General features: G+C 41.6%; 23 protein-coding genes. 9 read left to right on the plus strand and 14 right to left on the minus strand.

Annotated features, from left to right (window positions below):
* Nucleotides 1-19 precede the first annotated feature (19 nt).
* The 6 genes from fliN to HNP77_RS04135 all read right to left on the minus strand — a co-directional run bounded on the left by fliN (nt 20) and on the right by HNP77_RS04135 (nt 4674).
* On the minus strand, nt 20-1231 hold the full coding sequence (fliN, locus tag HNP77_RS04110) for a flagellar motor switch protein FliN (RefSeq protein WP_184651882.1): 1212 nt from the start codon (nt 1229-1231) through the stop codon (nt 20-22).
* Complete coding sequence (fliM, locus tag HNP77_RS04115; protein ID WP_184651883.1) at nt 1228-2262, minus strand: flagellar motor switch protein FliM; 1035 nt, start codon at nt 2260-2262, stop codon at nt 1228-1230. Before fliM ends, fliN begins: the two co-directional genes overlap by 4 nt.
* A complete protein-coding gene (locus HNP77_RS04120; protein ID WP_184651884.1) occupies nt 2259-2807 on the minus strand; it encodes a flagellar basal body-associated FliL family protein in 549 nt (182 codons plus the stop codon). The genes fliM and HNP77_RS04120 overlap by 4 nt, the downstream gene beginning before the upstream one ends.
* A 116-nt stretch (nt 2808-2923) precedes the next feature.
* Nucleotides 2924-3646 (minus strand): flagellar motor protein MotB, encoded by a 723-nt coding sequence (gene motB, locus HNP77_RS04125; RefSeq protein WP_184651885.1) that lies wholly within the window; start codon nt 3644-3646, stop codon nt 2924-2926.
* A 3-nt stretch (nt 3647-3649) separates the two neighbouring features.
* Nucleotides 3650-4432: a motility protein A gene (locus HNP77_RS04130; protein ID WP_184651886.1), complete on the minus strand. Its 783-nt coding sequence runs from the start codon at nt 4430-4432 to the stop codon at nt 3650-3652.
* A 44-nt stretch (nt 4433-4476) separates the two neighbouring features.
* On the minus strand, nt 4477-4674 hold the full coding sequence (locus HNP77_RS04135) for a flagellar FlbD family protein (protein ID WP_184651887.1): 198 nt from the start codon (nt 4672-4674) through the stop codon (nt 4477-4479).
* Nucleotides 4675-4817: 143 nt separating this feature from the next.
* On the opposite strand from HNP77_RS04135, the gene HNP77_RS04140 reads away from it, so the two are divergent.
* Nucleotides 4818-5507, plus strand: a complete 690-nt coding sequence (locus HNP77_RS04140) for a response regulator transcription factor (RefSeq protein WP_184651888.1) — start codon at nt 4818-4820, stop codon at nt 5505-5507.
* Nucleotides 5504-6901, plus strand: a complete 1398-nt coding sequence (locus HNP77_RS04145) for a HAMP domain-containing sensor histidine kinase (protein WP_184651889.1) — start codon at nt 5504-5506, stop codon at nt 6899-6901. The genes HNP77_RS04140 and HNP77_RS04145 overlap by 4 nt, the downstream gene beginning before the upstream one ends.
* Here HNP77_RS04145 and miaA read toward each other — a convergent pair.
* Together miaA and HNP77_RS04155 are read right to left on the minus strand one after the other, a co-directional pair.
* On the minus strand, nt 6879-7802 hold the full coding sequence (miaA, locus tag HNP77_RS04150; RefSeq protein ID WP_184651890.1) for a tRNA (adenosine(37)-N6)-dimethylallyltransferase MiaA: 924 nt from the start codon (nt 7800-7802) through the stop codon (nt 6879-6881). The genes HNP77_RS04145 and miaA overlap by 23 nt on opposite strands.
* A 9-nt stretch (nt 7803-7811) precedes the next feature.
* A complete protein-coding gene (locus HNP77_RS04155) occupies nt 7812-8012 on the minus strand; it encodes a DNA-directed RNA polymerase subunit omega (protein ID WP_184651891.1) in 201 nt (66 codons plus the stop codon).
* A 164-nt stretch (nt 8013-8176) separates the two neighbouring features.
* On the opposite strand from HNP77_RS04155, the gene recO reads away from it, so the two are divergent.
* The 3 genes from recO to HNP77_RS04170 are packed head-to-tail and all read left to right on the plus strand — an operon-like array spanning nt 8177 to nt 12096.
* Nucleotides 8177-8956: a DNA repair protein RecO gene (gene recO, locus HNP77_RS04160; RefSeq protein WP_184651892.1), complete on the plus strand. Its 780-nt coding sequence runs from the start codon at nt 8177-8179 to the stop codon at nt 8954-8956.
* A 30-nt stretch (nt 8957-8986) separates the two neighbouring features.
* Complete coding sequence (recJ, locus tag HNP77_RS04165) at nt 8987-11134, plus strand: single-stranded-DNA-specific exonuclease RecJ (protein WP_184651893.1); 2148 nt, start codon at nt 8987-8989, stop codon at nt 11132-11134.
* Nucleotides 11131-12096, plus strand: coding sequence for a M23 family metallopeptidase (locus tag HNP77_RS04170; protein ID WP_184651894.1), 966 nt, complete (start codon nt 11131-11133; stop codon nt 12094-12096). The genes recJ and HNP77_RS04170 overlap by 4 nt, the downstream gene beginning before the upstream one ends.
* On the opposite strand, the gene ligA is transcribed toward HNP77_RS04170, so the two are convergent.
* The 4 genes from ligA to HNP77_RS04190 all read right to left on the minus strand — a co-directional run bounded on the left by ligA (nt 12083) and on the right by HNP77_RS04190 (nt 16673).
* Nucleotides 12083-14044: an NAD-dependent DNA ligase LigA gene (ligA, locus tag HNP77_RS04175; protein WP_425506734.1), complete on the minus strand. Its 1962-nt coding sequence runs from the start codon at nt 14042-14044 to the stop codon at nt 12083-12085. The genes HNP77_RS04170 and ligA overlap by 14 nt on opposite strands.
* Before the next feature lie 20 nt (nt 14045-14064).
* Nucleotides 14065-14826 (minus strand): tRNA (guanosine(46)-N7)-methyltransferase TrmB, encoded by a 762-nt coding sequence (gene trmB / locus HNP77_RS04180; protein ID WP_425506732.1) that lies wholly within the window; start codon nt 14824-14826, stop codon nt 14065-14067.
* A gap of 21 nt (nt 14827-14847) precedes the next feature.
* On the minus strand, nt 14848-15420 hold the full coding sequence (locus tag HNP77_RS04185; protein ID WP_184651896.1) for a hypothetical protein: 573 nt from the start codon (nt 15418-15420) through the stop codon (nt 14848-14850).
* An 86-nt stretch (nt 15421-15506) separates the two neighbouring features.
* Nucleotides 15507-16673 (minus strand): DUF8084 family protein, encoded by a 1167-nt coding sequence (locus HNP77_RS04190; protein WP_184651897.1) that lies wholly within the window; start codon nt 16671-16673, stop codon nt 15507-15509.
* A 113-nt stretch (nt 16674-16786) separates the two neighbouring features.
* Here HNP77_RS04190 and HNP77_RS04195 point away from each other — a divergent pair, with 113 nt between their 5' ends.
* The 4 genes from HNP77_RS04195 (at nt 16787) to HNP77_RS04210 (ending at nt 22657) form a co-directional block, all read left to right on the plus strand.
* Nucleotides 16787-18667 carry a hypothetical protein gene (locus HNP77_RS04195; protein ID WP_184651898.1) on the plus strand — a complete coding sequence of 627 codons (1881 nt, stop codon included), beginning with the start codon at nt 16787-16789 and terminating at the stop codon, nt 18665-18667.
* On the plus strand, nt 18648-19838 hold the full coding sequence (gene dinB, locus HNP77_RS04200) for a DNA polymerase IV (protein WP_184651899.1): 1191 nt from the start codon (nt 18648-18650) through the stop codon (nt 19836-19838). Before HNP77_RS04195 ends, dinB begins: the two co-directional genes overlap by 20 nt.
* A 184-nt stretch (nt 19839-20022) precedes the next feature.
* Nucleotides 20023-22050, plus strand: a complete 2028-nt coding sequence (locus HNP77_RS04205) for an ATP-dependent helicase (protein ID WP_184651900.1) — start codon at nt 20023-20025, stop codon at nt 22048-22050.
* A gap of 55 nt (nt 22051-22105) precedes the next feature.
* Nucleotides 22106-22657, plus strand: a complete 552-nt coding sequence (locus HNP77_RS04210) for a hypothetical protein (protein WP_184651901.1) — start codon at nt 22106-22108, stop codon at nt 22655-22657.
* Between the two features lie 54 nt (nt 22658-22711).
* On the opposite strand, the gene HNP77_RS04215 is transcribed toward HNP77_RS04210, so the two are convergent.
* Together HNP77_RS04215 and HNP77_RS04220 are read right to left on the minus strand one after the other, a co-directional pair.
* Nucleotides 22712-24829, minus strand: a complete 2118-nt coding sequence (locus HNP77_RS04215; RefSeq protein WP_184651902.1) for a VWA domain-containing protein — start codon at nt 24827-24829, stop codon at nt 22712-22714.
* The gene (locus HNP77_RS04220; protein ID WP_184651903.1) at nt 24826-25539 is read right to left on the minus strand and encodes a tetratricopeptide repeat protein; all 714 of its coding nucleotides are present in this window, start codon (nt 25537-25539) and stop codon (nt 24826-24828) included. Before HNP77_RS04220 ends, HNP77_RS04215 begins: the two co-directional genes overlap by 4 nt.
* Between the last annotated feature and the right edge of the window lie 11 nt (nt 25540-25550).

The following is a 25550-nucleotide window of genomic DNA, read 5'->3' on the forward strand; positions in this document are numbered from 1 at the left end:
CCACCCAGTAAACGTAATGCTACATTTGAGAAGCAACGTGTTCAATAGCCGGAAGAATCTCCGTTACACGAACACCGAAGTTTTCATCAATAACTACGACTTCACCTTTTGCAATAGGTTTATGGTTTACTAAAATATCTACCGGTTCACCGGCAAGTTTATCAAGCTCGATAATAGTTCCTTCACCCATACCAAGGATATTTTTGATGGTACGTTCAGTACGACCGAGTTCTACGGTCATTTCCATCTTAACATCCATGATCAGGCCGATATTTCCCTGCTCACTGGCCGTCATCGGCTGCATAAGATTCGGGAACTGAAGTGACTGTACGTTAGGAGGCGTCTGCATCATAGGCTGCTGCATACCCATCATCGGCTGCTGCATACCCATCATCGGCTGCTGCATACCCATCATCGGCTGCTGCATGCCCATCATAGGCTGCTGCATACCCATCATAGGCTGCTGCATGCCACCGCCTGTCATCATCATAGGAGAAACAGCAGCACCAGCTGCAGTACCGCCTGCAAACCCGCCTGTAAATGCAGGAGAAACTCCCATACCGCCGGCAGAAGCAGCTGGAGCTCCTCCACCAAGAGCACGGGCCATTCCTTCTGCTACAGAACCGCCGATTGCTTCCCAAAGAGTATAGTCCTGACCGTCCAGTTTAAGCTGGAAAGTAACAAGGGCAAATTTATTCTGAGGCATGCGGACCATAGCCTTAGGCTGACTGACAGCTTCAGGAGGATTAGTTACAAGACCAGGAAGTTTTCCGCCTTTAGAAAGTTCAGTAATTTCAGAACCTGACATGGATGATATAACTTCTGAAAGTACAGAAAGTCCCATATCATCAAGAGCCGGATTATCTTCCTTATTTATAAGACCTACAAGCTTAGTTGCAAGTTCATTTGACATTACAAAGAGGTGATCACCGATAAGTCCTGTGGAATAATCTGCCATTACGGCAATAAGTTCCTCAGGAAGACGTGACATAAATACATCACGGTCACTTACTTCAACTTCAGCAGAACTTACGACGGTATCTTTTTCCGTCATATTCTTAATTACTTCTGCAAATTTATCTTTTGTTAAAGATACAAAATTCTGCAGTGTCGGAACATCAATATTTGCTTCCGGAACAATAGAAGAAGTACCGCCGGAAGTAAGTCCGCCCATGTCAACGCCGGACAGCAATGCGTCAATTTCTTCCTGTGAAATAGAACCTTCACTCATATAGTTTCTTCTCCTTCTGCACTAAGTTCTTCAAATTCTTCATCCTGAATTTCTTCAATTTTGTTTATAATCTGAACTGCCATTTTTTTGCCTACAACACCAGGCTGACAGTAAAATTTCGGTTTTCCGCCTACACTTAATGTAAGAGGATCTCCAACCTTAGCATTTTCAAGACGGATAACATCACCTGCCCTGAGGCCAAGAACATCCTTAATCGGAACATTAATACTGCCGATTTCTGCAACAATTTTCATTGAAACATCAGCAAGCTTTTCCTTAAGGGTGCTCAGATACTGAGTAGTTGATCCACGCCTTACCGAACTGAACCAGAAGCTGGATGAAAGCTTTGATACAATCGGCTCAATGGTAATATAAGGAATACAGATATTCATCATACCTGCTTCCTCACCAATTTTAATTTCAAGAGTCACAAGAATGACCATTTCGTTAGGAGGAACAATCTGAGCAAACTGCGGATTAGTTTCAATCTGCTGAAGTCTTGGACGAAGGTCGATTACCTGTGTCCAGGATTCACGCATGTTTGCAAGAATACGTACAATAATACCTTCCATTACAGACTGTTCAATATCAGTGAGGTCACGGTTTACTTTTCCGCCGGTATCACCTTTACCGCCAAAAAGACGGTCTATCATAATGAATGTAATTTCCGGAGCAATCTCAAGAACAGCATTCCCCTTAAGAGGATCCATGTTTATAACTGCAAGAGTTGTAGGCGTCGGAATAGACCTGATGAATTCCTCATAAGTAAGCTGATCTACAGAAGCAACATGAACATGAACAAGGGAGCGCAGCTGTGCAGATAAACTTGTTGTCGTCAAACGGGCAAAAGATTCGTGCATATTTGAAACTGTACGAATCTGTTCCTTTGAGAATTTATCCGGACGACGGAAATCATAAATCTTAATTCTTCGGGTGTCACTGACCGGCTTAAATTCATCAGAATCACTTTCGCCTGAACTGATAGCCTGTAACAGCTGGTCAATTTCATCCTGTGAAAGAACCTCATTCATTGCTGAATCACATCCTTCTGAGTAAATTTAACATCCCTGATAGTAGAACTTGTCAGGATATCCTCATTTATCTGATCCTTTATCTGCTGCTTGATAACATCTTCATTAGTTGCCTTAAGGTCATCAACAGTACACTCAGCAAAGAAACGCCTGAGGAAGTCAATAAGCTCAACCTGCCTTGCAGTAATTTCTGATGCTGCACGCTTATCATCTTTTTTATATCCGATGGCAACCGTTACAGTTACACTGGCAGGGACAAGATCACTTGTCTGTGTCCTGATCTGTTCAATAGAACGATACCAGTCAAGTTCTTCCCTGGTTGTCTTATATTCCTCTGAGATAGGAATATTTTTTGCAGAACCGGAAGGACTCATGATTTTAAAAACCACAACTGCTATTGTTACAACAAGAATAACCGCTGCAACGCCAATAAGAATCCACTTAAGCAATCCGGAAAAAAGACCGCCGACGCCGCCTTTCTTAGATGATGTATCACCACCAAGATCTCCGCCGCCTAAGTCGTCTGCTGCGCCTTCATCTGCCATATCTTTCCTCCAAAACTCATAAACGGGACCATCTGAAAAATTCAGAAATATCCCTATACCTTTTTATCGGTTATATTTTTTAATTTTTTAACAATTTAATTCTCGATGAACAGAATCTAAAAATGTCCGTCATCAAGTACTATAACATCCACCCGTCTGTTATAAGCACGGCCTTCTTCCGTGTTATTGGAAACTTTAGGCCGGGTATCCGCATATCCTGCTATAGAAAACATCTTTTCATCTACACCAAAATCAGTCAGATAATGCAGGACATTTGCAGCTCTGGCCGCAGACAGCTCCCAGTTACTTGGATATGCACCGCCAGAAGGAACCGGAGTATTATCTGTATGTCCTTCAATTCTCCATCTTCTGCCCTTTACCTCTTCAGCCCTGAAAAAAACAGAAATATTCCTGAGGGTATCCCGAGCCTGTTCCATATCAAGTTCAGCACTTCCCTGCCTGAAAAAAGCATCCGAAGCAAGAGAAATAACTATTCCCCGTTCATCACTTGTAATCGTAACTTTATTGGATTTTGTCTGGGGAGTAAAACTCGAAACAGCCTTTTTGTAAGCCACACCGAGCGCCTTTCCCTTTTCCATGGAAGGAAGTGCACTTACAACATTACCCATGTCAGCAAGACTGCCGGGACTTAAAGAGATTCCTCCGCCTGTATTATTATTAGAGATAGATGCCTGAAGGGCTGCCATCTGAATTGCGTCTGATTCTTCAGGGTTATAAAGCATTACGAAGAAGCAGAGCATGAGAGTAATCATATCACCGTAAGTTCCCTGCCACGCGGTTGACGGTTTTGCAGGTTCTTTTTTTTCTTTTTTACTCATTCATCAATCCTTAAGGACATCTGCTTCAATAGCCTTTCTTGTTTTTGGATCAAGATAAGTAAGAAGTTTCTGAGCAAGAATACGAGGGTTATCACCAGTCTGAATGGAAAGAATTCCTTCAAGAACCATTTCCTTTGCATTCATTTCCCGTGTGTTCTGAGCAACAAGTTTTGTACCCATAGGACCAAAAAGCCAGTTAGCAAGCATGGAACCATAAAGTGTGGTAATAAGAGCAACGGCCATGTTAGGACCAAGGGAACTTTTATCTTCAAGGTTCTGCAACATACCGATAAGACCAATAACTGTACCCATCATTCCCCAACCAGGAGCATAACCGGCCCACTGAGCCATAACACCTGCCCATTCCATATGACGGGCCTCAGCCTGTGCCATTTCGTTTTCAAGAATCGCACGGATTGCAGAAGCATCACTTCCGTCGACCATAAGGCGGAGACCTTCCTTCAAAAAATTATCATCAATATCGTCAAGACCTTCTTCCAGCGCAAGAATACCTTCACGACGGGCTTTTTCTGCAAGATTAACCATATTCTGAACGGCAGTTTTTTCTCCGAAATCAAAAGTCTTAAAACAGCGGCTCAGGATACCCCAGATTCCGACAGCAAGATTCATAGGAGATGAAACGAAAAGTGCCATGTAAGAACCGCCTACAGTAATGATGACAGACGGAATATCAACGATGTTCATAACGGAAGAACCACCGGAAATAACACCGAGCATAACCATGGCTACGCCACCGATAAAGCCTATAATAGAAGCTATATCCATATTATAAAAATCCTCCCAAATTTTTACTTAAGACTCGTACTTTTCTATAATTCCTGACTGTAATTACCTATACGCTTTCTGTATTCCACTATACGATCAACTATCTGATCCGGAGTTTCTGAAACAACGACAGTCTTTCCAGAAAGCAGCGTCAGGGTCAAATCCGGCTTCAGTTCCATGCATTCAATCTGATGAGGATTTATCCAGTATTTTTTTCCATTCAGACGCGTAACTTCAATCATATATATCACTTTTAATAATGGCCGTAATTCTTTCAGCCGTCAAGTATTAAATCAAAATTCCTGTAAAAAATCTACACCAAATTTATCAGTGAAAATAACAGTTTTTTTTTGTTTTTTGTAAATCACGGCACTATCATAAAAGTATGAAAAACCAAATATTAGTTATTGAAGACGTTCTCGAAATGTCGGAATTAATCTGTCTCTATATGAAAAATGCAGGTTTTGACACAAAAAGCTGCGAAACAGCCGAAGATGCCATAAAACTCATGTCAGACGGCTTCAAGCCGGATCTCGTGCTGCTGGACTTAAACCTTCCGGGTATGAGCGGACTTGAATTCCTGAGATATTTCAGGCAGTACCATAAAACTACCATTCCAGTAATAATCGTAAGTGCCAGAGATGCAGACGAAGACATAATCACAGCCCTCGGATACGGTGCGGATGAGTTCGTTACAAAACCGTTCAGCCCAAAAGTTCTTGCGGCAAGGGTAAAATCAAAGCTGGACAGACTTTCGGTGACAGAAGCTTCCGTCGAAGAAACAATAACCTTCGGTCCCTACACCCTCTACTGCAACAGCTGCCTCCTGAAAAAAGACAACGTAAAGATCCCCCTTTCTACAAAAGAATACGAAGTACTGGAATATCTCGTAAAAAATGACGGACGCCCCCTTAATCCAGAATCAATCTACAACCACGTCTGGAAGAATTCTTACGGCGACCTGACAGCAGTAGCCGTATACATTCAGAGACTGAGAAAAAAAATCGAAGAAGATCCGGCAAATCCAAAATATATAAACACAATGTTCGGAATGGGCTACAGGTTTGACAGATGAAAATTAAGAAGCAGCTGCAGATTCTGATCCTGATAATTGTAATAATTCCTCTTACTGCAGTAATCTCCCTGCCGGTCTACCATTACCTGAATTCACCGGAACGCTATCTCATGCAGGGATACAAAGAAGTACGCCGCCTTGGAAACATCAGCATGAGCGACAACGAATGGCAGGAAATAAAGGACGCAATCAAGCATGTGCCCCCGGGAATACAGCTCCTCATCTATTATGACAATACGGTCATAACTTCCAGCATCCCTCAGATTAAGTCAGGACAGACAATTACAACAGAAGAACTGTTCGATTTCATACACAGTACAAGCGGGGAATATGACTATCAGATTCACGAAGGCCGTTCGGGTTCAGGAATTTCGGGTAAAAAAGGATTCAGAAACATACTCATCATAAGCAGGGCTTCCATCCATAAAAATAAGCAGAAGCGCACGGCAAAATTTATACTTCCTGCCATAACATTCCTGATTCTCTTTGAGACAGGTGCAATAATAGCAATATGGAAAGTATCACGGTCAATCGCCTCATCCATCTCATACGTAGAGGAACATACACGTAAAATTGCAGACGGAAACCTTGATGCAAGGCTCGATGAAAACCGTCTGAAGAAAACCAATTCAAATGAAATAACTTCACTCATAAAAAGCCTTGAAAAAATGCGTTCTTCACTGAAAGAAGACGAAGAAAGGCGCGTAAAATTCATTATGGGAATAAGCCACGACCTCAGAACTCCTGTTGCACTCATAAAAGGCTATACGGAAGCAATTACTGACGGCGTTGCAGGAGAAATGGATTCAGAATCCGTAAAAAACTCTCTCAAAATCATCCACGATAAAAGCGAAGTTCTTGAAGACATGATCAATGACCTTATTGATTATGTAAAACTGAACAATACTGAATGGGCAAGAAACCTTGTCGTAACGCCGTTAAAACCCGTAATTACCGACATACTGTCATCCTGCTGCTCAACGGCAGAACTTTACAACAGAAAAATCACCTCACTCATACAGGTGGATGAACAGACAAAAATTCCTATGGACAAAACACTTTTCGAAAGGGCAATTCAAAACATATTCGGAAATGCAGTCCGCTATACAAAGGACGGAGATTCCATAGAACTGAAGGCAGAACAGAAAGACTGCTGCATTGAAGTTTCCATAAAAGACTCTGGATGCGGAATTGAAGAAAAAGATCTGGAACACATATTCGATCTTTTTTACCGGGGAACATCATCCAGACGGGAAGCAGGATACGGCATAGGCCTTTCAGTCGTAAAAACAATAATCGACTCAATGAACTGGAACATAAGCGTATCTTCAAAAATAAAAGAAGGAACCTGTTTTACTATAAGCATTCCCCTTAACGGGAACAGAATTTCATGATAAGGCTTTCTATTTTTTTCATGTCATCCGCATCAACAATAACGGCACCGGGAATTCCTTTCATGTAAGTATACTGTTTTTTTGCATAATGCCTGCTGTCAAGTTTTATTCTTTCCTTAATCTGAGGCAAAGTCATGCCATCCAGGAAAAACTCACTGTACCCTATGGCCTTCATCGCAGGAGTGTCTTTTGTACAGCCGTTTTTTACCAGAGCGGCAACCTCCTGTTCAAGCCCGTCTTCAAACATTTTATCAACCCTTAAATCAATACGGCGGTACAGATCTTCCCTTGCACGGTTAAGGACAAGTACAAGAAACTCATAGTCCGGCCTTAAGTTTTCAGGCATTTTATAAGAACTAAGAGGCATTCCGGAAGTATGATAAACCTCCAGTGCCCTGCAAACCCTGGAACTGTCATTTGGATTTATTTTTGCAGCATAAACGGGATCTACGGCACACAGTTCTTCGTACAATACCCGGCCCCCCTCCGCAGCAAGCCTGTCCTTTATGAACTGGCGCACTTGAGGACTGCATACAGGAGCAGATGTAAGCCCCATAAGAAAATTCCTTATATAAAAGCCGCTTCCACCAACAACAACGGGAAACTTATTTCTTGAGAGAATTTCACGGCAGGCAGCATCAGCAAGATCAAAAAAATCACCTGCTCCAAACTGAACTGAAGGAGAAACAATGTCTATAAGATGATGGGGAAGCAGCTCCATTTCTTCAGGAGAAGGTTTTGCAGTTCCTATATTGAGACCCCTGTAAACAGTCTGTGAATCTGCACTTACAACTTCTCCCATGCCTTTAAAACAAGAAAGGCTGCCCTTACCGAAAATATTCTCGGCCAAAGCAGTCTTTCCGCATGCTGTCGGTGCAAAAATTACTATAACGCGTTTCATCAGAAGACTTTAGCGTTTCGATTCCTCGATTGAATAATGTACATCACCTGAAAAGAGCTGTTTTGCAGCAAGGCTTACAACCTTTCCGTCATTTTCTTCAAGGAGAGGATCCTTTGTCATGGCAAGCTGATAGGCGCGGCGACTTGCAGCAACCGTTATTTCATACATTCCTTCTTTAAACTCAACCATACTTTCAAGTGGAAAAATCATAGCTACTTCCTTCTTTTAAAATTGTAGCAAAATTATAACTCATCTCTTTTCCTTTGTCTATTATTATTTACGGTTTCATAATTCTAAAAAAAAAATAAATAAATTTGCCTCACTGAGAAGGGATTTTTAAACACATCATTTAAAAAAAGGAGTATATTAATGCTATGGGTGAAAGAAACAAATGTACTCAGGCGGTCATACTTACCGTACGGGAGCAGGGAGAAAACAACCGGAACGTCTGTGCAGTTTCACCGGATCTGGGAATTTTCAACGCACTGCTATACGGAGGTCCGAAAAATAAGCTGAGATCTCTGGTGCAGCCCTTCAACTCCGGAAACATATGGCTGTATGAAGATGAATCCAGACATTCAAAAAAAATAACGGACTTTGACTCAAAAGAATTTCATCCTTCCTTCAGAGACGATATATATAAAATCTATGCGGCAAATCTTGCAGGTGAACTTATACTCAAAACAAAATGCGCCGGGGAAAATCAGAAAGCCTTTGTACTTCTCAATGCATTTCTCAATGGAATTGATTTAAGTTCTGAAGAAGAAGCAAGGCTTGGAACATTAAGGTTTCTCTGGAGATATCTGGCTTTACTGGGAGTGCAGCCGGATGTACACCAGTGTTCCGAATGCGGCAAAAACATTCTTGAGCCCCACAGCCGGTCTTTCTATTCTGAATATTCATCAGGATTCATATGCGAAGACTGCTGGCAGACTTACAGAGAATCCCTGGCACTCAGATCTGAACTCATTGAAACAGATGGAGAAGCCCTTGCATATCTTATGGCCGTCAATGAATGTTCTCCGGGAACAGTCAGGAGAATGAAAGTCAGCGCTTCTTCTGCATACAAGATGAAACGGGCTGTCTTCCACATACTTGAAAACTCTGTGGGAACACTACTGAATACCCTAAAATCAGGAGAGGGTATCCTCTGAAAAATAAAAAATAATATTTAAGGAAAATATATGTCCCAGTGGATTAAGAAAGAAATAACTAAAAAAGAAATAGAAGACATGAGGCTCAAATACGGTCTGGACTCATTAAGTGCCAGTATCCTTTCAAGAAGGAACGTAACGGAAGGCAAGGACATTCTGTATTATATGGAAGATGACCTTCGATTTACCCACTCGCCTTTTCTCTTCAACTCCATGGAAGATGCCGTTGACCGTATTCTCGACGCCAGGGAACAGGGTGAAAAGATCCTGATATTCGGTGACAGGGACGTTGACGGAGTAACTTCAACTACTGTTCTATATGACTGTCTTTCCTCCATGGGAATTGACGTTCGTTACAAGCTGCCTTCCGGTGACGATGCATACGGGCTTTCCGTTCAGGCAATAGAAGATTTTGAAAAAGAAGGCGGTACGCTCATAATAACCGTTGACTGCGGAATTTCAAACGTACAGGAAATTGCGCTGGCTGCAGAAAAAGGAATGGATGTAATTGTTGCAGACCATCATAACGCACCGGAAACTCTTCCTGAAAATGCCATACTGATTGATCCGAAATTAGAAAATTCAGGTTATCCATTTAAAGACATTTCAGGCTGTGCAGTTGCCTATAAACTGGTAAGCGCCTTAAGATTCAGCGAAAGCAAATGGTACAAACAGGAAGTTACCCTTCTGAATGTACGGCCCCTGAATGACGCAAGCATGATTGAGTGCATAAAACTGCGCAATCTAATCCCTGTAAGCAGAATTGACGAAACGGTTGTTCCGGGAACAGTAAGCATAAGCCATACACGGCTGCCGGAATATCTGAAAGGTCAGATCATACTGGTATGGGATGAAAACACCATAAAAAAACAGCTCAATAATATTTTTGGTTCCGGAATTGAATTCAACTTCATGGACATAAGAACTGAAATATCCAGGCTGTTTCCTCAGTTTTCTGACAGTTCCCTTCTGCGCATAAAAGACATGTCGAAAATCGCAAGATACGGTAACCATGCTCCTACGGAAATCGGGGGTTTTTACAACATCTACGTTACATACGTCCAGCAGTCGCTGAAAAAAGAAAATCCAAAGCTTGCTTCGCTGGAAGAAAAAGACCTGCAGCTGGTTGCACTGGCAGCACTGGCAGATATAATGCCCATGAAAAACGAAAACCGGATCTTCGTAAAAAAAGGTCTCGAATCCCTTAACTCCGGAAAAGTCAGAAACGGTCTGAAAGAACTGCTGTCAAGACTTAATCTGCTGGGCCGTCACATAACATCAATAGATTTAAGCTGGAACGTAGTTTCCAATCTGAATGCGGCAGGCAGACTCGGACAGCCTGAACTTGCAGCAGAACTTTTTCTTGCTAAAGAACCTTCTGTAAGGGAAGCAACGGCAGACAGAATAATAGCCCTCAACGCGCAGAGAAAACAGCTTTCCGTAGATGCCTGGAATTACGGAATAATGCAGGCACAGGCTTCAATTCCTAATTACAATGGAAAGCTGTGTGTAGTGATGGATCCCAGAATCAACAGGGGTGTGTGCGGGCTTCTGGCAGGAAGGTTAGTTTCTACCTACGACATTCCTGCAATGGCTGTAACTGTTATCGATGATATGGCCATTGGTTCCATGAGAAGCTGCAGGGATTTCAATCTTACGGCATTCCTCAACAATCTTTCCCATCTTTTCCTCAATTTTGGAGGACACAATGCAGCAGCGGGATTCAGTCTTAAAAAAGAAAACCTTCCGGAACTGGAAAAACAGCTTAAAATTCTTTCGGGTTCAATAGAACTCAGCGAATCAGAAAAAGACAGCTATGAGGTTGACGCAGAACTGCCTCCAGCCTACATCACCACAGACATAATAAAGATATGCGACAGGTTTGAACCTTACGGAGAAGAAAATCCACCTCTGCTTTTTATGGCAAAAAATCTTACTGTCACAGACGGAATCGCAATCGGCAAGGGCGAAAAACAGCACCTCAAACTGAACATTCAGGCCGGTAAAACCAGGTGGCCTGCATTATTCTGGAATGAAGGAGACAGGCTCCACAAAGAAATAGAAATCGGAGACAGAGTTGACATTCTGTTCAATGTGGAAAGAAACGTGTTCAACGGTGTTGAAACCCTTCAGCTGGTACTAAAAGACATAAAAAGATCATCAGGAGATATGCAATGAAAAAAGCTGCATTAATTATTGCCTGCCTGCTTGCATTTTTTTACCTGCAGGCAGAAGACCTTTCAATAAAAAAAGATTCCGCCGCTTTTGAAATAAAATACAGCAGGGAAGCATTTCCAGGTGATGCACAGTTTGTAAGAATGACGGTCATTCCACTTAAAAATAAAAAAGAAGCGGCCAGGACTAAAGCAAGCCTCACTCTCCTGCTCGACGGCAGGGAACTTTCTTCATCAGATTTTTACCGGATCAGCGGAAATAATAAAAAAAATAATTTTTCAGTTACCCTACTGGCTGCAATTCCCCTTTCTACCTGGTGGGACCAGAAAGACGGATGGACACTTAAAATAAAATGTTCTGTCTGTGACAGTGCAGATGAAACTCTGGAACTTCCTATGACCCTTCTGCATAAAGATTTTGTAAGCGAAACCCTCTGGCTTGACGGAAAAAACACCTCAATAAAAACTGATGTTTCGCCAAGAAGACAGCAGGATATAGAAAAACTGAATGCAATACTTGCAGCAACGGATAAAACGGCAGTATGGCAGACAGCCCCTTTCAATGCTCCCGTTTCTTCAAACAGAAGGACCTCTTTTTTTGCTGACAGGCGCATTTACAAGTACAACACAGGAGGCTCAACAACCGGACTTCATCATGGAATTGATTACGGAGTTCCGGAAGGAACGGAAGTACATGCCTGTGCAAGAGGAAAAGTCGTTCTTGCTGAAGACAGGGTTTCTACAGGATACAGTGTCGTAATAGAACATCTGCCCGGACTGTACAGCCTTTACTACCACATGAGCCGGCTTGATGTAAAGGAAGGTGACATAACGGAAGAAGGCCAGCTTATAGGCTTAAGCGGCTGCACGGGACTGGCAACAGGACCTCACCTCCATTGGGAAATGAGGCTCTACATGCAGTCCGTAAGTCCTGATTATTTTTTAGGAAATTTTACTTTTGAATGAGTTCAAGAAACTCTTTTTCAGTTATTACAGGAATTCCTAAAGAAGCAGCCTTAACATTTTTTGAAGAACCTGAAGAAGTATCATTAGTAACAAGATAGCTCAGACCTTTTACGACAGAAGACTTTACGCTGCCTCCGTTCTGTTTTACAAGATTCTGGGCATCAGCCCTCTTCATGGTAACAAGTTCACCTGTAAAGCAGAATGACATTCCTGCAAGACGTCCAGACTTTTCGCCTTCCGTAAGGACAATCGTCTCAGAAGAAACAAGATTCCTCATTTCTTCAGAACATTCCTTCAAACCTTTACAGAATGAAGAAGCCATTACTTCTGCAAAACCATAAACTGAAGATATTTCATCTTCTCCGGCAGCAAAAAGTTTTTCAAGGGTAGAATAGCCTGCATCAACGAGTTTTTCTACAACAGTTTCACCAATTCCCTCGATGTCAAATCCTGCAACAAACTGAGAGAGAGAAAGTTTTCTGTGAGACTGAATTGAGGCAGCAACTTTTTTTGCCCCAAGAGACTTTTTTTCCAGAGAAATGCTTTCTTCATTCAAAAAATACGGAGTAAGTTTTTCTTCATCAAGCCTGTATATGTCACTTATGCTTTTTACAAGTCCTGAATTAAAAAGTTGCGTTACAAGAGTTTCTCCAAGATCCCTGATATCACAGACATCTACCCACTTCAACAGACGGTGAAGAACTTTTTTAGGGCACTCTTTATTGGGACAAAAAAGTCTGGTTCCCTCATCCTGAAGTACACTTCCGCAGACCGCACATTTTTCAGGATAACGTACTGGAAAAGTAACAGCCGTTCCGTCATTTTTCAATACAGCTTCTATTTTGGGAATTATCTCTCCCCTTTTTACTACAACCACGTGACTTCCAATCATAAGGCCAAGGGAACGTATATTGTTCGGATTAGCAAGACTGGCCCGCTGTACTGTAGTACCATTTAAATCCACCGGATCAAAAACAGCAACAGGAGTATAGGTCGCACCGTTTTCATTCCACTCAACATCACGGACAACAGATACTGCTTCTTCCAGACTGAATTTAAAGGCAATCTGCCTGTCAGGTCTGTCACGGCTTGCATCTTCATGATTTACAGTCCGTTCTTTTATTACAAGTCCGTCAATGTCATAATCAAGATTTTTTCTTTCTTCCATTACGGAACTTCTGTAATCAATTACTTCCTGTGCACTGCTGCAAATTTTAAGAGGAACAACATTGAAACCGCATTCCTTCAGCCAGAGTAATTTTTCTTCCTCATCCTTAAAAGGCTGCTCACCTTCTGTAGCCCAGACGTCATACACGATTAAAGTCAGGTTTTCACTGCCTTCCCCGTCTTTTCTCTTCATAAGGCCGTTTGCTGCATTCCGGCAGTTAGCCTTGTCAGAGTAAAGAGATTTATGCACTGTATGAGTCATTATGACTTCACCGCGAATGCCGCCTGTAAAAGCAGCTGCTGAAGGAACCCCTGAAAGCTGTTTAAGAACCCCTTTCATTTTTACTGCGTTTTCAGTAATTACATCCCCTGTCGTTCCGTCACCTCTTGTAACTGCCCTGAGGAGAGTTCCTCCGTTATACTGAAGTTCAAGACTGGCGCCGTCAAGTTTATATTCAACAAGATATTCAGAATATTCGTGTTTTTTTACCCATTCAAGAAACTGCTCAGGATCCGCAGCCTTTTCCTGACTGCCCATAGGCATTACATGAGGAGCTTTTTGAAAATTTCCGGAATCCTGACCTACTCTGTGAAGGATTGGATTTGCAGGATCAAGAACTTTCAGTTCATCCCAAAGCCGGTCAAACTCTGCATCAGATATCTCTCCCTCGCCGTTATAATAAGATTTCTGATAACGCAGGATCAGTTTTTCCAGCTCAGCGATACGGACAGAAGAACGTTCCCGTTTGATCCGCTCATTCTCCGAAACTGCCTGTTCCATATCAAAAAGATCCATCTTTTCTATTCTTCCTTCTCAAAATACAGTTCAAAAATATTACGTCCGGCATCAATACCTTTCTGCTCAAATTTCGTACGCGGACGCCACTCCTGATGAGGAGCAAAACCTTCATATCTGTTTTTCAAGCCATCAGTTGCTTCAAGTTCAGACAGGGCTTCCTCCGCATATTCCTGCCAGTCAGTAGCAAAATAAATGTAACCGCCTGGAGTAAGTTTCTGCATCAGAAGATCAGTATGCGGGCGCTGTACCAGACGTCTTTTATGATGCTTCTTCTTAGGCCATGGATCAGGAAAGAAAATATGAAATGCTTCAATAGAACCGTCAGGTATCATGCTCTTAAGAATTTCAAGAGCGTCATATTCTATGATAAAAAGATTTTTAAGCTGATTTTTCTTTATTTCACTGAGAAGGCGTCCAACACCCGGTACATGTACTTCTGAGCCTATATAATTCATCTCTGGATTAGCCCTGGCAATTGCAGCCGTAGCATGTCCCATTCCAAAACCAATTTCAAAAGTTACCGGATTTGTATTACCGAAAATTTCTGTAAAATTTAATGTCTTGTGCTCAAAAGGGAGACACCAGACCTGATGCAGTTCTTCATAACTGCGCTTCTCACTGTCAGTCATACGTCCTGCACGCAGAACATAAGTCTTGATTGTCCTTCTGAAAACCGACACTGCACTATTACTGTCAGCGCCGGGATCCTCTGCAACAGCAGCCGACGAATTATTACTGTCAGCCGTGGTTTCCTGTTCGTTCACCTTAATTCTCCTAAAAATTTTTTATTCAGACTTTTTGTCTGATATGCCGTATTCAGGCATAAGTATCATAATATTTTCTCCGCTGAGATAATAACAGATTCTGAATGAAGCAGCATCTTTTATATCAGCACGTACTTTTTCTATTGTCGTCCAGGTTTTCTTTTTTTCACCAAAATATTTCAATACACCGTTTTCATCATACACTGCGGCTTTCTCTGATTTGGAAACTTTTATGCACTCCGGAAATTCACGGGCTTTCTTTGTAAGTAATTCCCTGTCATAACGGACCGAAAAGGCGCCTTCCCAGACAGCATCAGCACAGTCCGTATATATAACAGAATACGCTCCCTCAGGAATCATTTCGTTTTCTGCAGGAACAATACTGGAACTTCCTGTCCAGTTCTTTTTATTTCCTTCCGAGAACTTTATTAAATCCGTGCAGTTCCATGACAATCCTGTTTCACGACTTACCACGCGAAGCTTTTTTGCCCGCTGAACATCACTGGATGCTTCCGCAAAAAGAGCAAGCCTTACGGACGGAAGCGAAACTTCATCCTTGAATTCCATTATCGTTACAGCCTGAATGGAAGCCACTGAAGGACTGTTATCAGAACAGGATGTACATATTACAAACGCGAAAAAAATTACTGTATACAGAAAAACTTTGTGCCGCATGTAGTCTAAAAATTAAAAATAAGCGTAATGACTGTAAGGTCTGTTGACGTAAACTGATTTACAAGAGACTCGAACTTAACGTTCACCTTTTTACAGGCATCTTCCAGATACGAAAGATAATACAGTCCAAGATCTGTACCTTCAGCTTCATCCGGCATCTGGCGGTAAAAGTCTATGAGGGACCTTTTGTTAAGGTCTGCAGACATCTTGCTTTCGATATTTTCTTTCATTTCCTGAAATTCATCATCTTTATTGTAAAGAGTTATCTGAAGACGTCCCTGCTTTCCGATAGCAGCTGTACCGCCTCCGATTTTCCATGAAACGAATACAAGCTCATGCTTCCGTTCCATTTCCTTTACAATTTTTGCACGGATATCAGGATCATAAATAAGGGTATCACCGTTTTCTACACCGCGGTAAAGGATACGGGCTTCCTTGCGGATATTAGTATTCTCTGCATTAAGGGCAAGTTCCATCACCATTACGGAAATATATTCTGCAACTTTTGATTTTTCCATGTAATTGGCAAGAGACTGGCGGAGAATTCCTAAAAGTTCATTAAAGCCGTCTGCCTTATAGAATTTTGTAATTATATACCAGTTCATAAGACTGAGGCGGTTAAGAAACTTTTCCGTCATGAGAAGATAAACATTCTTCTCTTCAGGAGTAAATTCCGTATTGTCCATGATGCTTTTCCAGACTGGTTCAAGTATTGTCTGCCTTGCCATCTGAATTACATTATCCTTTATGGACAGCTGAGTCCTGAGCTGTTTATCAGACATTACAGTCTTTTCATCAATAAGCTGAGAAGGATTAGCCCTGTTATGACGGCGCACAATGTCACATTTTATAAAGGAATTGTAAATTTCACGGTCAAACTGTTTGTAAAGGATGGAAAAAACTATAACTTTAGAAAGATCCATAACCTCCTGCCGGCGGGTAACAAATTCAGGCATGGAAATTTCAATTTTTGAAATGTAATCAAGAAGAATCATACTCTGAATGGACATAGGAGATACCTTATCCATACTGACCCCATATTCTTCAAGATTATCAGCAAGGCGAATGCGCAGGAGTTTTTTCTTATTACTTATGAAACTTGAGGCCCCGTCCTCCGTGAGAATAATCTTTACAGGTAAATCAAGAATAAACTTTTTCTTTTCCGCGCACATACTACTACCATTATACAGCATGGGTATTGCATTGTAAACACTAAAATTATAAACTCAAATATATGATGCTGCTGAAACTGAGACGGATTCCGCTGGCGGTAATATTTTTTCTCATGATATCCTTTCAGTCTCTGCAGGCTCTGGAAAATGGAATTTCCCTGATGACCCCGGCACAGATGTCAGAGTCAATTTTCAAAGAACTTTCAGAAGCAGGCTATCCCGCTGAATACCAGCACCTTACCCCCGTAAACGAAGACAATCTTTTTCCTGAAAACATCGTCATAACCATAAAGGGAAATCCTGACACTGATGACAATAAAAGTTCAATAAAAAACGTAATCTTTGCCTTTACCCAGAATTTTTACATTGAAGACAGTACTTTCGTAATGAATTTCCTTCAGGGAATAAACGAAGAAAAACTTCCCTTCACCTGTACAGTCCTGTTAAGCGCGGCAGAAAACGATTTTTCAATAAAGGATTCCTTTCCGTCTCCAAACCCTACTGAAAAATTCATAGAACAGATATACGAAAACTCCTCTGCATGTGCCCTATGCCTTTATCACACGACTGGAGACAGAGAAATAATATCCGGAAGCGACGGAGAAATATCCCCCTTATGGCTTGTAAGCGCAGTTCACTCCGCCTTTTCGGAAGAAGACAGGGACATTAAACTTTTTCCTAACTATATTTTCAGAATGTACAGAAATCTTGAAGGCAGAGATGAAAGGACCGGTCTATTTCTGAAACGGGGTATTGCGGCAGCAGGCATCGGCGTACGGAAGGGCGACGGAAAAATTATTGCTTCCCTGGCAAAAGACCTTATAAAAAAACGCAGCGACAGATACGACAGAAACTATTCTTTCGTAAAACTATTCAACAGGGGCTTTTTCATCAATGAAAGTACTTCCGTCGTTTTATTCATTACCTTTACATTTTTAATTCTGCTTAAGCTCTGTTTTGAAGCATTTACAAAAAACAGCATCAACTATTCACGCATTAAAAACCTGACCAGGACCGTTTTCTGGATTCCTGTATACATAATGCTAACGGCCCTCATTTTTTATCTGAACATAACGATTACGGGAAGCCTTATATTTTCATCCCTCAGTTCAATAACCATCATGCTCATACTGTTCATACTGCAGATGCATATGAATTTTTTCGTATCCTTTTCAGGCTTTGCATTTCAAATGCTCATAGCAGGTGCCGCAAATATTTTCATATTCTCTTCAATTCAGTTTTCCCTCATGTATTTTTTTCTCTTTGAATACCTGATCATATACATCAGTTCAAGGCAAAAAAATACGGCAGTACTTATAATATGTTTCCTTCTCCTGCTGTTTTCAGGAATTCACCTTATAGAATCAATACTCGCTCCGGTAAATGCCTCTCTTATTTTTCATGAAATTCCAGTAACCTTTTCACTCAGCATAGTTTTCAGCTGCGCCATATTTCCCCTTCAGCTTCTCTGGCTGAGAATCATAATGCGGCTGAAAATAATAGAAAACTCCCCCCGTTCAAATAAAATCGTAACCTGTTCCGGTTATGCACTGGCAATACTCATAACGACAGGCATACTTTCCGCATCAATATTCTTCACGAAGTCCATTTTCTTTTCTGAACCTGAAAAACTTTCTGTTTACGATAAAGCCGTGATAAAAGCAGGTAATGAACAGCCTCCTCAATTGAAAGTACAGAAAACAGATTCTGTATTCTACGGAATAAGGACAGGACATCTGTATATTGAAGCTCCTCACAAATACATAAAGTACGACATAACAATCGAAGACGAAAACACAAATCCGCTTTTTGACAGTAATTTTCTGTATGAATTTACGGATTCAAAGAAAGTAAGGTTCATTCTTCCTGAATTTCCGGCAGAAAAACTTGAAATCGTATACTCCAGCGAAGAAAAGGCAAATCCAAAAATAATCATAAACGCATGGTCATTAAACAGCAGCGGAGAATTAACCCATGAATTCATCAGTCTGTGAAAAAAAATACTTTCATGTAGACCTTGATGCCTTTTTTGCCTCAGTTGAACAGAATGACCATCCTGAGTACAGGGGAAAACCCGTCATTGTCGGAGGACTGCCAGGAGACCGCCGTGCCGTTGTATCTACTGCAAGTTACGAAGCCCGCAGATACGGAATACACTCTGCCATGCCTCTTTCAAAAGCAGTTGAACTCTGTCCTGACGGTATTTACCTGAGGGGGAATTACTCAAGATACTCAGAACTTTCCCACAAAATCATGCAGATTTTCAATTCCTATTCACCGGAAGTACTTCAGATGTCCATAGACGAAGCCTTTATAGATATGACCGGTACAGAAAAATTATTCGGAAGCACAAGAGAAGCCGCCTTAAAAATCAAAAATGAAGTTCACAAAAAAACAGGCCTTACAGTAAGCATAGGAGTTTCTTCCTCAATGTATGTTGCAAAAATAGCATCAGGCTACAGAAAGCCGGACGGACTTACCATAGTTGAAAACGGAGATGAAGAAAAATTCATGCTTTCCCTTCCACTGGAAAAACTATGGGGAGCAGGAACCAAAACCCAGAATCACCTCAAAGAAATAGGTCTTTCAACAATTGAACTGATACATTCAAAACCGCTTAATCTTTTAATTTCAATTTTCGGACAGTCCTCAGGAACTTTTCTGTACAATGCCGTCAGGGGAAACAAAGATTATGTTTTTGGTTCAGAGGCAAAAAATCATTCCATAAGCACGGAAACAACCTTTGATTTTGACTTAACCGACAGAAATTCCATCGAAAAAGCCATAATGGAACTATGCTGGAACATAATGTGGAGACTTCACAAAGAAAACTCCAGAACACGCACTGTGATGCTTAAAATACGCTATGAAGATTTTACCACGGTTTCAGTCCAGGAAACCTTTCTTACTCCAGTCAGTTCAAGCGATGACCTTTACGAAAGGGCACTTAAACTCTTCATGAAAAAATACGACGGTACTTCAGGAATACGGCTTCTCGGTGTCTGCGCGTGCAATATAGAATCAAAGGACATTCCCGTTCAAAAAAGCCTCTTTGATTTCGGCGAAGAAAAAAAAGCAAGGCTTGAAAAAGCCATATATAATCTTGAGGACAAAAATCCTGCCCTTAAGATCCGTAAGGCACGAATGATAGAAAAAAAAGATTAAGGGCATCTCTAGAAATCCACTAATGTGTATTTCTAGAGAATGCCGACGAGTTTTAAGTCGTTGTAATGTCACGACTTAAAACATCGCTCTTTCAGAGTTATCTCTAAAAATTGCAATTTTTAGAGATTCCCTTAAGGTTCTCCCTATTTACCCCATTAAAATTTAGCATTAAAATACTCTCCCTATGCTTGAAGACACATTAAAAGACGAACTTAATCCACAGCAGTACAGAGCCGTAACAACAATAGAAGGTCCCATCCTGATTATTGCAGGGGCTGGTTCCGGAAAAACCCGTGTAATAACCTTCCGTATTGCAAACATGCTTGAAAAAGGAATACCCCAAAGTGCAATTCTTGCCCTTACTTTTACTAACAAGGCTGCAAGGGAAATGGAAGAAAGAATAAAGGGACTGACAGGAAAAAAACTCCAGAATCTTACGGTCAGTACCTTCCATGCTTTCGGAGTAAAAATTCTCAGACAGGACATAGACAAGCTTGGATGGAGAAATAATTTTTCTATATATGACGAAACTGATAAAAAAGCCCTCATTAAAGAAACTGCCAGGGAACTGGGAATGAGCGCCCAGGCAATGGATCTATATGAAACCGTAACTTTATTCAGCGACATAAAAACAGGACGAAAAAACTGGGAACACAGTCAGGACGCATATAAAAAACTCTATGAAGGCTATCAGGAAGGACTTAAACTTTACAATGCAGTTGATTTTGATGACCTCATCGTTCTTCCAATCAGACTCTTTAAGGAACATCCGGACGTACTTGCCTCTTATAAAGCCAGATACAAATACCTTATGGTTGATGAATTTCAGGATACAAGCCACCAGCAGTATGAATTCATGCACCTTCTTTCTGATACAAACGTCGCTGTTGTCGGAGATGACGATCAGAGCATTTACAGCTGGCGGGGTGCAGACTACCAGAACATCATCAACTTTGAAAAGGATTTTCCAGGAGTACAGGAAATAAGGCTTGAGCAGAACTACCGTTCCACCGGAACCATTCTTGCTGCTGCAAACGGTGTCATAAAACACAACACAAACAGAAAAGACAAGGAACTATGGAGCGGAAACGGCAGCGGCAAACCTATAGAACTTTACATGCCGGAAAACGAAGCAGCTGAAGCTGATTTTATAGCAGAAGGAATTCTGGGGATTTCAGCAGACGAAAAACGAAAATATGATGATTTCGGCATACTTATCAGGAGCAATACACAGAGCCGGGCCATTGAAGAAGCCCTTCTGGAAAACAACATTCCGTATACAATGAGCGGCGGAACATCTTTTTTTGAACGCTCAGAAATTAAAGATATAATAAGCTACCTCAGGGTAATTTCTAATCATGATGATGATATAAACCTTCTCAGGATAATCAACACACCACGAAGGGGAATCGGCCGCTCGACGATACAGGTGCTTAATGAAACCGCAAAAAACCTGAGCTGTCCACTTTATGATGCAATTCAGGCAATACTGACCTGTCCCCAGGAAGAATGTCCGGTATCGGAAAAAACTAAAGCCGATCTTGAAAGTTTTGTCTCAATAATCGAAAACAACAAAAGCATGCTTTCAGGAAAAGGCCTTGCAAAAAAAGTAAGGGAAATGGTTGCTGACATAAATTATTTTGATTTTCTCGTAACCGATAATCCGAAAAGCGAAAAAGCAGCCAGATTTAAATTCATGAACATTGAAAGCCTTATAAAAAGCATGGAACAGTGGGAAAACAATCCGATGAACGAAGACACAAGCCTTTACGCCTACCTGAACCGCATTACTCTTTTAAGCAGGGATGATCTTGATGACGGAGAAGCGGATAAAGGAAAGGTAAACCTTATGACAGTTCATGCCAGCAAGGGACTTGAATTTCCAGTTGTATTCATAGCAGGAGCAGAAGAAGGCCTTATGCCTCATGCAAGGGCCGTTGAGGAAGGCGGAGAAAATGCCGTTGAAGAAGAGCGCAGGCTTTTTTACGTTGCCGTAACCAGAGCAAGGGACAGACTGCTTATATCAAGCTGTCAGAGCAGAAGAAAAATGAATGCAAGCGTAAGCTGCGAACCAAGCAGATTTATCGATGAGATCCCAAAGAACCTTGTTGAATACCATGAAAAAAGAGAAAACGTTTCTGCAGAACAGGCTCACGAACTGCTCCAGAACATGTTGAAAAACTTTGCAAAACCCCGTGTTCCAAAACTATAAAACTTATGTTAGAATTACAGTACACGAAGATGACACGATATTTTACGGAGTAAATATGAAAAAACAGATTTTACCGATTTTCGCAGCAATACTTGCCTTCATTTCCTGTTCATCTACAAAAAACGAGGCATTAAATGAAAATATCGAGGAAGAAATTCCTCCTTCTCCTCCCGTACTTACGGAACTTCCTGTAATAAACTATTCCGGAAGAGGAATCAGGTACGAAGTAGAATCCATGCTTCTTCACAATTTTATCGTTATGTATGATCCTGCTGCCAGCAAAAAATACTGTGCACGGCTTAATGACGAAGCGGCATCTGCCAGTCTTAAAATTAAGTTTCCTGCAGGAACTTATGAATGCATGCTCTGTGAAAAAGCCCCGGACGGAGACCACAGTGCATTCTATCTTTCTCTTGACGGAATTTCCTACAGAATATATCCAAGCGACCCGCCTTTAGGTTCCTGGGAACTGACATCAAGGGTTCCTGTATATTTTACGATAGAAGAGCCTAGAACTATTCTCGTAGAAATTACTGCAAACAGCAAAAACAGACTCGGTCATACGGGAATGAGTCTGGATTACATTCAGTTTGTAAAGAGAGACTGAAATATGAAGGTGAATCTGTAAAACAGACTGGCAGTCAGTTTATTACAGATTCATTTACTCAAGGGGTGCGAAATAACCGGTTTCATCCCTTCCGGATCTGTTGAGGAGATAAGTCTCAACTTCAACAGGCAGATATCTCCGGCCGTAATCCGTAAGCATGGATGAAGTATACTCTATCTGGTAAAGTCCTGACGGAAGTGACACAATATCATCGATAACTTCTGATATTCCCTCAGGTCTGTATACATAATAATGCTTTCCTGTAGTATTTTCCGTAAGATAAGTTATGGCATCATCCAGAGCGCCGTCACTCAAATTTATAGTACTCAGAGATATTGAATTGTTATTCAGATAATTTGCAATATCCGAAAGACTGTACTTCGTAAAGGAATTCTGAGTTGATTTTCCTGCTGTTAAGAAAATGATGCCTCTTTTTCTTTCCCTGTTAATCAGATCATTTGCACCAAGTCTTAAGGCCCGGTCTAAAGACACAACTTCAGAATATGGAGCCTTAAGATTCTTGTATGAGAAGGAAACATAATTCTCACTGCTTCCGCTGCCTTCAAGAACAGGCTCACCTCCGGCACTGATAACCGTAATGTTTCCCTTTGCTCCCATAGAAGCGGCGATTTCACGAACCGCATGATTAAGCTGTTCCTCATACTGCTTCATGGACATGCTTCTGTCTATTACAAAAGTAATGTCAGCAAAATCATTATAATTTGCGGCTCCGATAAAATTGACATCATTTACGGCATGATGCTGTTCCGTGATAATAAAATTAGCCTTCTGCAGTCCGACAATCTGCTGCCTCTTTCTGTTTTCTACACGTATTTCAAGAATGACTTTCGGAAAACTGTCTGCAATAACCCGCTCAATCTGAACAAAAAGTCCGCCTACAAGCTCATCAACTCCAGACATAATGCAGACTTCATTTGCCATAAAATCCGTTACGATAAGATTTCCGTTGGCATCAGAAACGGCACTGGTAAGTTTCGACGGAGCATGACCGGAAGAAGCAATCTGGTGAACGGCCCCGGAAGCTGCATCCACTGCATAAACAACACTTTTTGAGATTCCTTCCTCATTTGTAACCACATCAGTAATGACAAAAGAATCGTCACCCCATACTTTCATACCTTCCGGCTTTCTGAGGGTTTCATCCCTGACAAGCACACCGATATAATTTCCAAAGCGGTCAAACATGTAAATTCCGCCGCGTATCCGGTCTGCCACGTACACTATATCGTTTCTTACTGCTATACCTGTCGGAAGTCCAAATCCTTCGAAAACTGAAGTCTGTGCTCCAAAATAAAAAAGCCCCTTTCCTTCAGAATCAAAAACATCAACACGATTATTGCCGCCGTCAGTAACATATATGTTTCCGTAAGAGTCTTCAGCAAGATACTGAGGCCCAACCATCTCCCCTACATTGATTCCTGTTTTTCCTATGTAGCGGATAAAACTTCCATCCGGTTCAAGAAGTGCAAGCCTGTCGCCTGCCATTTCACTGACAAGGAGTTTTCCGGAAGAAAGCCTGATAATATCCAGAGGCCTGTCGAATCCGTTAAGAGGCCCCCTGTTTCTTTCCAGAACGTCCCCGTTCACGCTGAAATGCAAAAGTTCATTTGTACCGTACGCAAGCACATACAGGGAACCGTCCGAAAGAGGCAGTGCAGCTACCGGCTGACTGTAAATAAGGCTGCCCTTATTTGTAAAAGGAATGGAACCTGACTCCGTATAGCTCTGCATGTAACCGTACTGTTTTTCCGTAATGCGGCGGTCCTTGACAATTTCTACGCGGTTCTGAAGGAGTATTCCTCCGTACCCCTGAGAAATGGCATAATTCCACTGCTGGAGGGCAGATCCCTCTTCCCCTGAACGGTAATAAGCCTTTCCGAGCCAGTCTAAAACCATGTTTTCGCCGGGAAGATGTGACAGTGCCTGTTCGAACACACGAATACTCTCATTAAACTGTCCCCGGTAATAACTCTGAACTCCAAGCCTGAATTCATTTTCCGCAAAACCGGCATAGGCAGACCTGGAAGAAGATTTTTCATCCTTCATGGTATCTTCAAGAACACTCTTGCGTTCCACATAAGACACCTCCGGCTTTTTTGAACATGCAGAAAAAACAGCTGCCGGTATAATCAATAACAAAAGCCTTTTCATTCTTCCCCCGCCTGCAGTTCACGTAAATGCTCTTCAATAATACTACTGTCAGGTCTTTTACTGTATGCCCGCTCCAAAAACTTGCGGGCTTCTGAATAAAGTCCCATCCTCAAATATACGTATCCCAGGCTGTCAAGGCACGCTGCGTTTTCCGGCTCCATATCAAGAGCTTTCTTGCAGCAGCTGAGGGCTTTCGTAAGTTCCTTTCCCTCTACCGCAAGCACATAGCCAAGTCCGTTAAGGGCGGTTGGATTCGCTTCATTCTCAAGAAGAGACTTTTCATAGTATTCAACCGCCTGGTCTGATTCTCCCCGTTCCCAGGAAATATAAGCAAGTGAAGAATAAACTTTATCCCGGTTATATCCTGTTTCCAGAAGTTTCTTTAACTCAAAGTCCGCAAGCTTTTCCCTTCCCGTAAGACAGTATATTACGGCAAGAATATACCTGCACTGTAAAATTCGTCCTTCGTCAATTTCAGCCGGGCTCCTGCCATGGGCAGAAGTTACTACCTGCTCCAGATATGCAAGGGCATCATCATATCTTTTAAGTTTTGAATAACACAGCCCCAGATAATATGAAAGTTCAACGGAATCTATTCCCTCATCATCAGGAAGGGAAAGAAAAAAAGTAAGGGCTGCAGAAAAATTACCGCGGTTAAAAAGAGATATACCTTCTTTCAGAGCATTTTCTTCAAAATTATCTTTAGCCATCATGTTCCCCT

The sequence above is a fragment of the Treponema rectale genome (assembly GCF_014202035.1).
Taxonomy (GTDB): Bacteria; Spirochaetota; Spirochaetia; order Treponematales; family Treponemataceae; genus Treponema_D; species Treponema_D rectale.

Coding starts and splice junctions, on each gene's coding strand:
- fliN (WP_184651882.1), bottom strand. CDS start 1,231: ATGAGTGAAGGTTCTATTTCACAGGAAGAAATTGACGCATTGCTGTCC.
- fliM (WP_184651883.1), bottom strand. CDS start 2,262: ATGAATGAGGTTCTTTCACAGGATGAAATTGACCAGCTGTTACAGGCT.
- HNP77_RS04120 (WP_184651884.1), bottom strand. CDS start 2,807: ATGGCAGATGAAGGCGCAGCAGACGACTTAGGCGGCGGAGATCTTGGT.
- motB (WP_184651885.1), bottom strand. CDS start 3,646: ATGAGTAAAAAAGAAAAAAAAGAACCTGCAAAACCGTCAACCGCGTGG.
- HNP77_RS04130 (WP_184651886.1), bottom strand. CDS start 4,432: ATGGATATAGCTTCTATTATAGGCTTTATCGGTGGCGTAGCCATGGTT.
- HNP77_RS04135 (WP_184651887.1), bottom strand. CDS start 4,674: ATGATTGAAGTTACGCGTCTGAATGGAAAAAAATACTGGATAAATCCT.
- HNP77_RS04140 (WP_184651888.1), top strand. CDS start 4,818: ATGAAAAACCAAATATTAGTTATTGAAGACGTTCTCGAAATGTCGGAA.
- HNP77_RS04145 (WP_184651889.1), top strand. CDS start 5,504: ATGAAAATTAAGAAGCAGCTGCAGATTCTGATCCTGATAATTGTAATA.
- miaA (WP_184651890.1), bottom strand. CDS start 7,802: ATGAAACGCGTTATAGTAATTTTTGCACCGACAGCATGCGGAAAGACT.
- HNP77_RS04155 (WP_184651891.1), bottom strand. CDS start 8,012: ATGATTTTTCCACTTGAAAGTATGGTTGAGTTTAAAGAAGGAATGTAT.
- recO (WP_184651892.1), top strand. CDS start 8,177: ATGGGTGAAAGAAACAAATGTACTCAGGCGGTCATACTTACCGTACGG.
- recJ (WP_184651893.1), top strand. CDS start 8,987: ATGTCCCAGTGGATTAAGAAAGAAATAACTAAAAAAGAAATAGAAGAC.
- HNP77_RS04170 (WP_184651894.1), top strand. CDS start 11,131: ATGAAAAAAGCTGCATTAATTATTGCCTGCCTGCTTGCATTTTTTTAC.
- ligA (WP_425506734.1), bottom strand. CDS start 14,044: ATGGAACAGGCAGTTTCGGAGAATGAGCGGATCAAACGGGAACGTTCT.
- HNP77_RS04190 (WP_184651897.1), bottom strand. CDS start 16,673: ATGTGCGCGGAAAAGAAAAAGTTTATTCTTGATTTACCTGTAAAGATT.
- HNP77_RS04195 (WP_184651898.1), top strand. CDS start 16,787: ATGATATCCTTTCAGTCTCTGCAGGCTCTGGAAAATGGAATTTCCCTG.
- dinB (WP_184651899.1), top strand. CDS start 18,648: ATGAATTCATCAGTCTGTGAAAAAAAATACTTTCATGTAGACCTTGAT.
- HNP77_RS04205 (WP_184651900.1), top strand. CDS start 20,023: ATGCTTGAAGACACATTAAAAGACGAACTTAATCCACAGCAGTACAGA.
- HNP77_RS04210 (WP_184651901.1), top strand. CDS start 22,106: ATGAAAAAACAGATTTTACCGATTTTCGCAGCAATACTTGCCTTCATT.
- HNP77_RS04215 (WP_184651902.1), bottom strand. CDS start 24,829: ATGAAAAGGCTTTTGTTATTGATTATACCGGCAGCTGTTTTTTCTGCA.
- HNP77_RS04220 (WP_184651903.1), bottom strand. CDS start 25,539: ATGGCTAAAGATAATTTTGAAGAAAATGCTCTGAAAGAAGGTATATCT.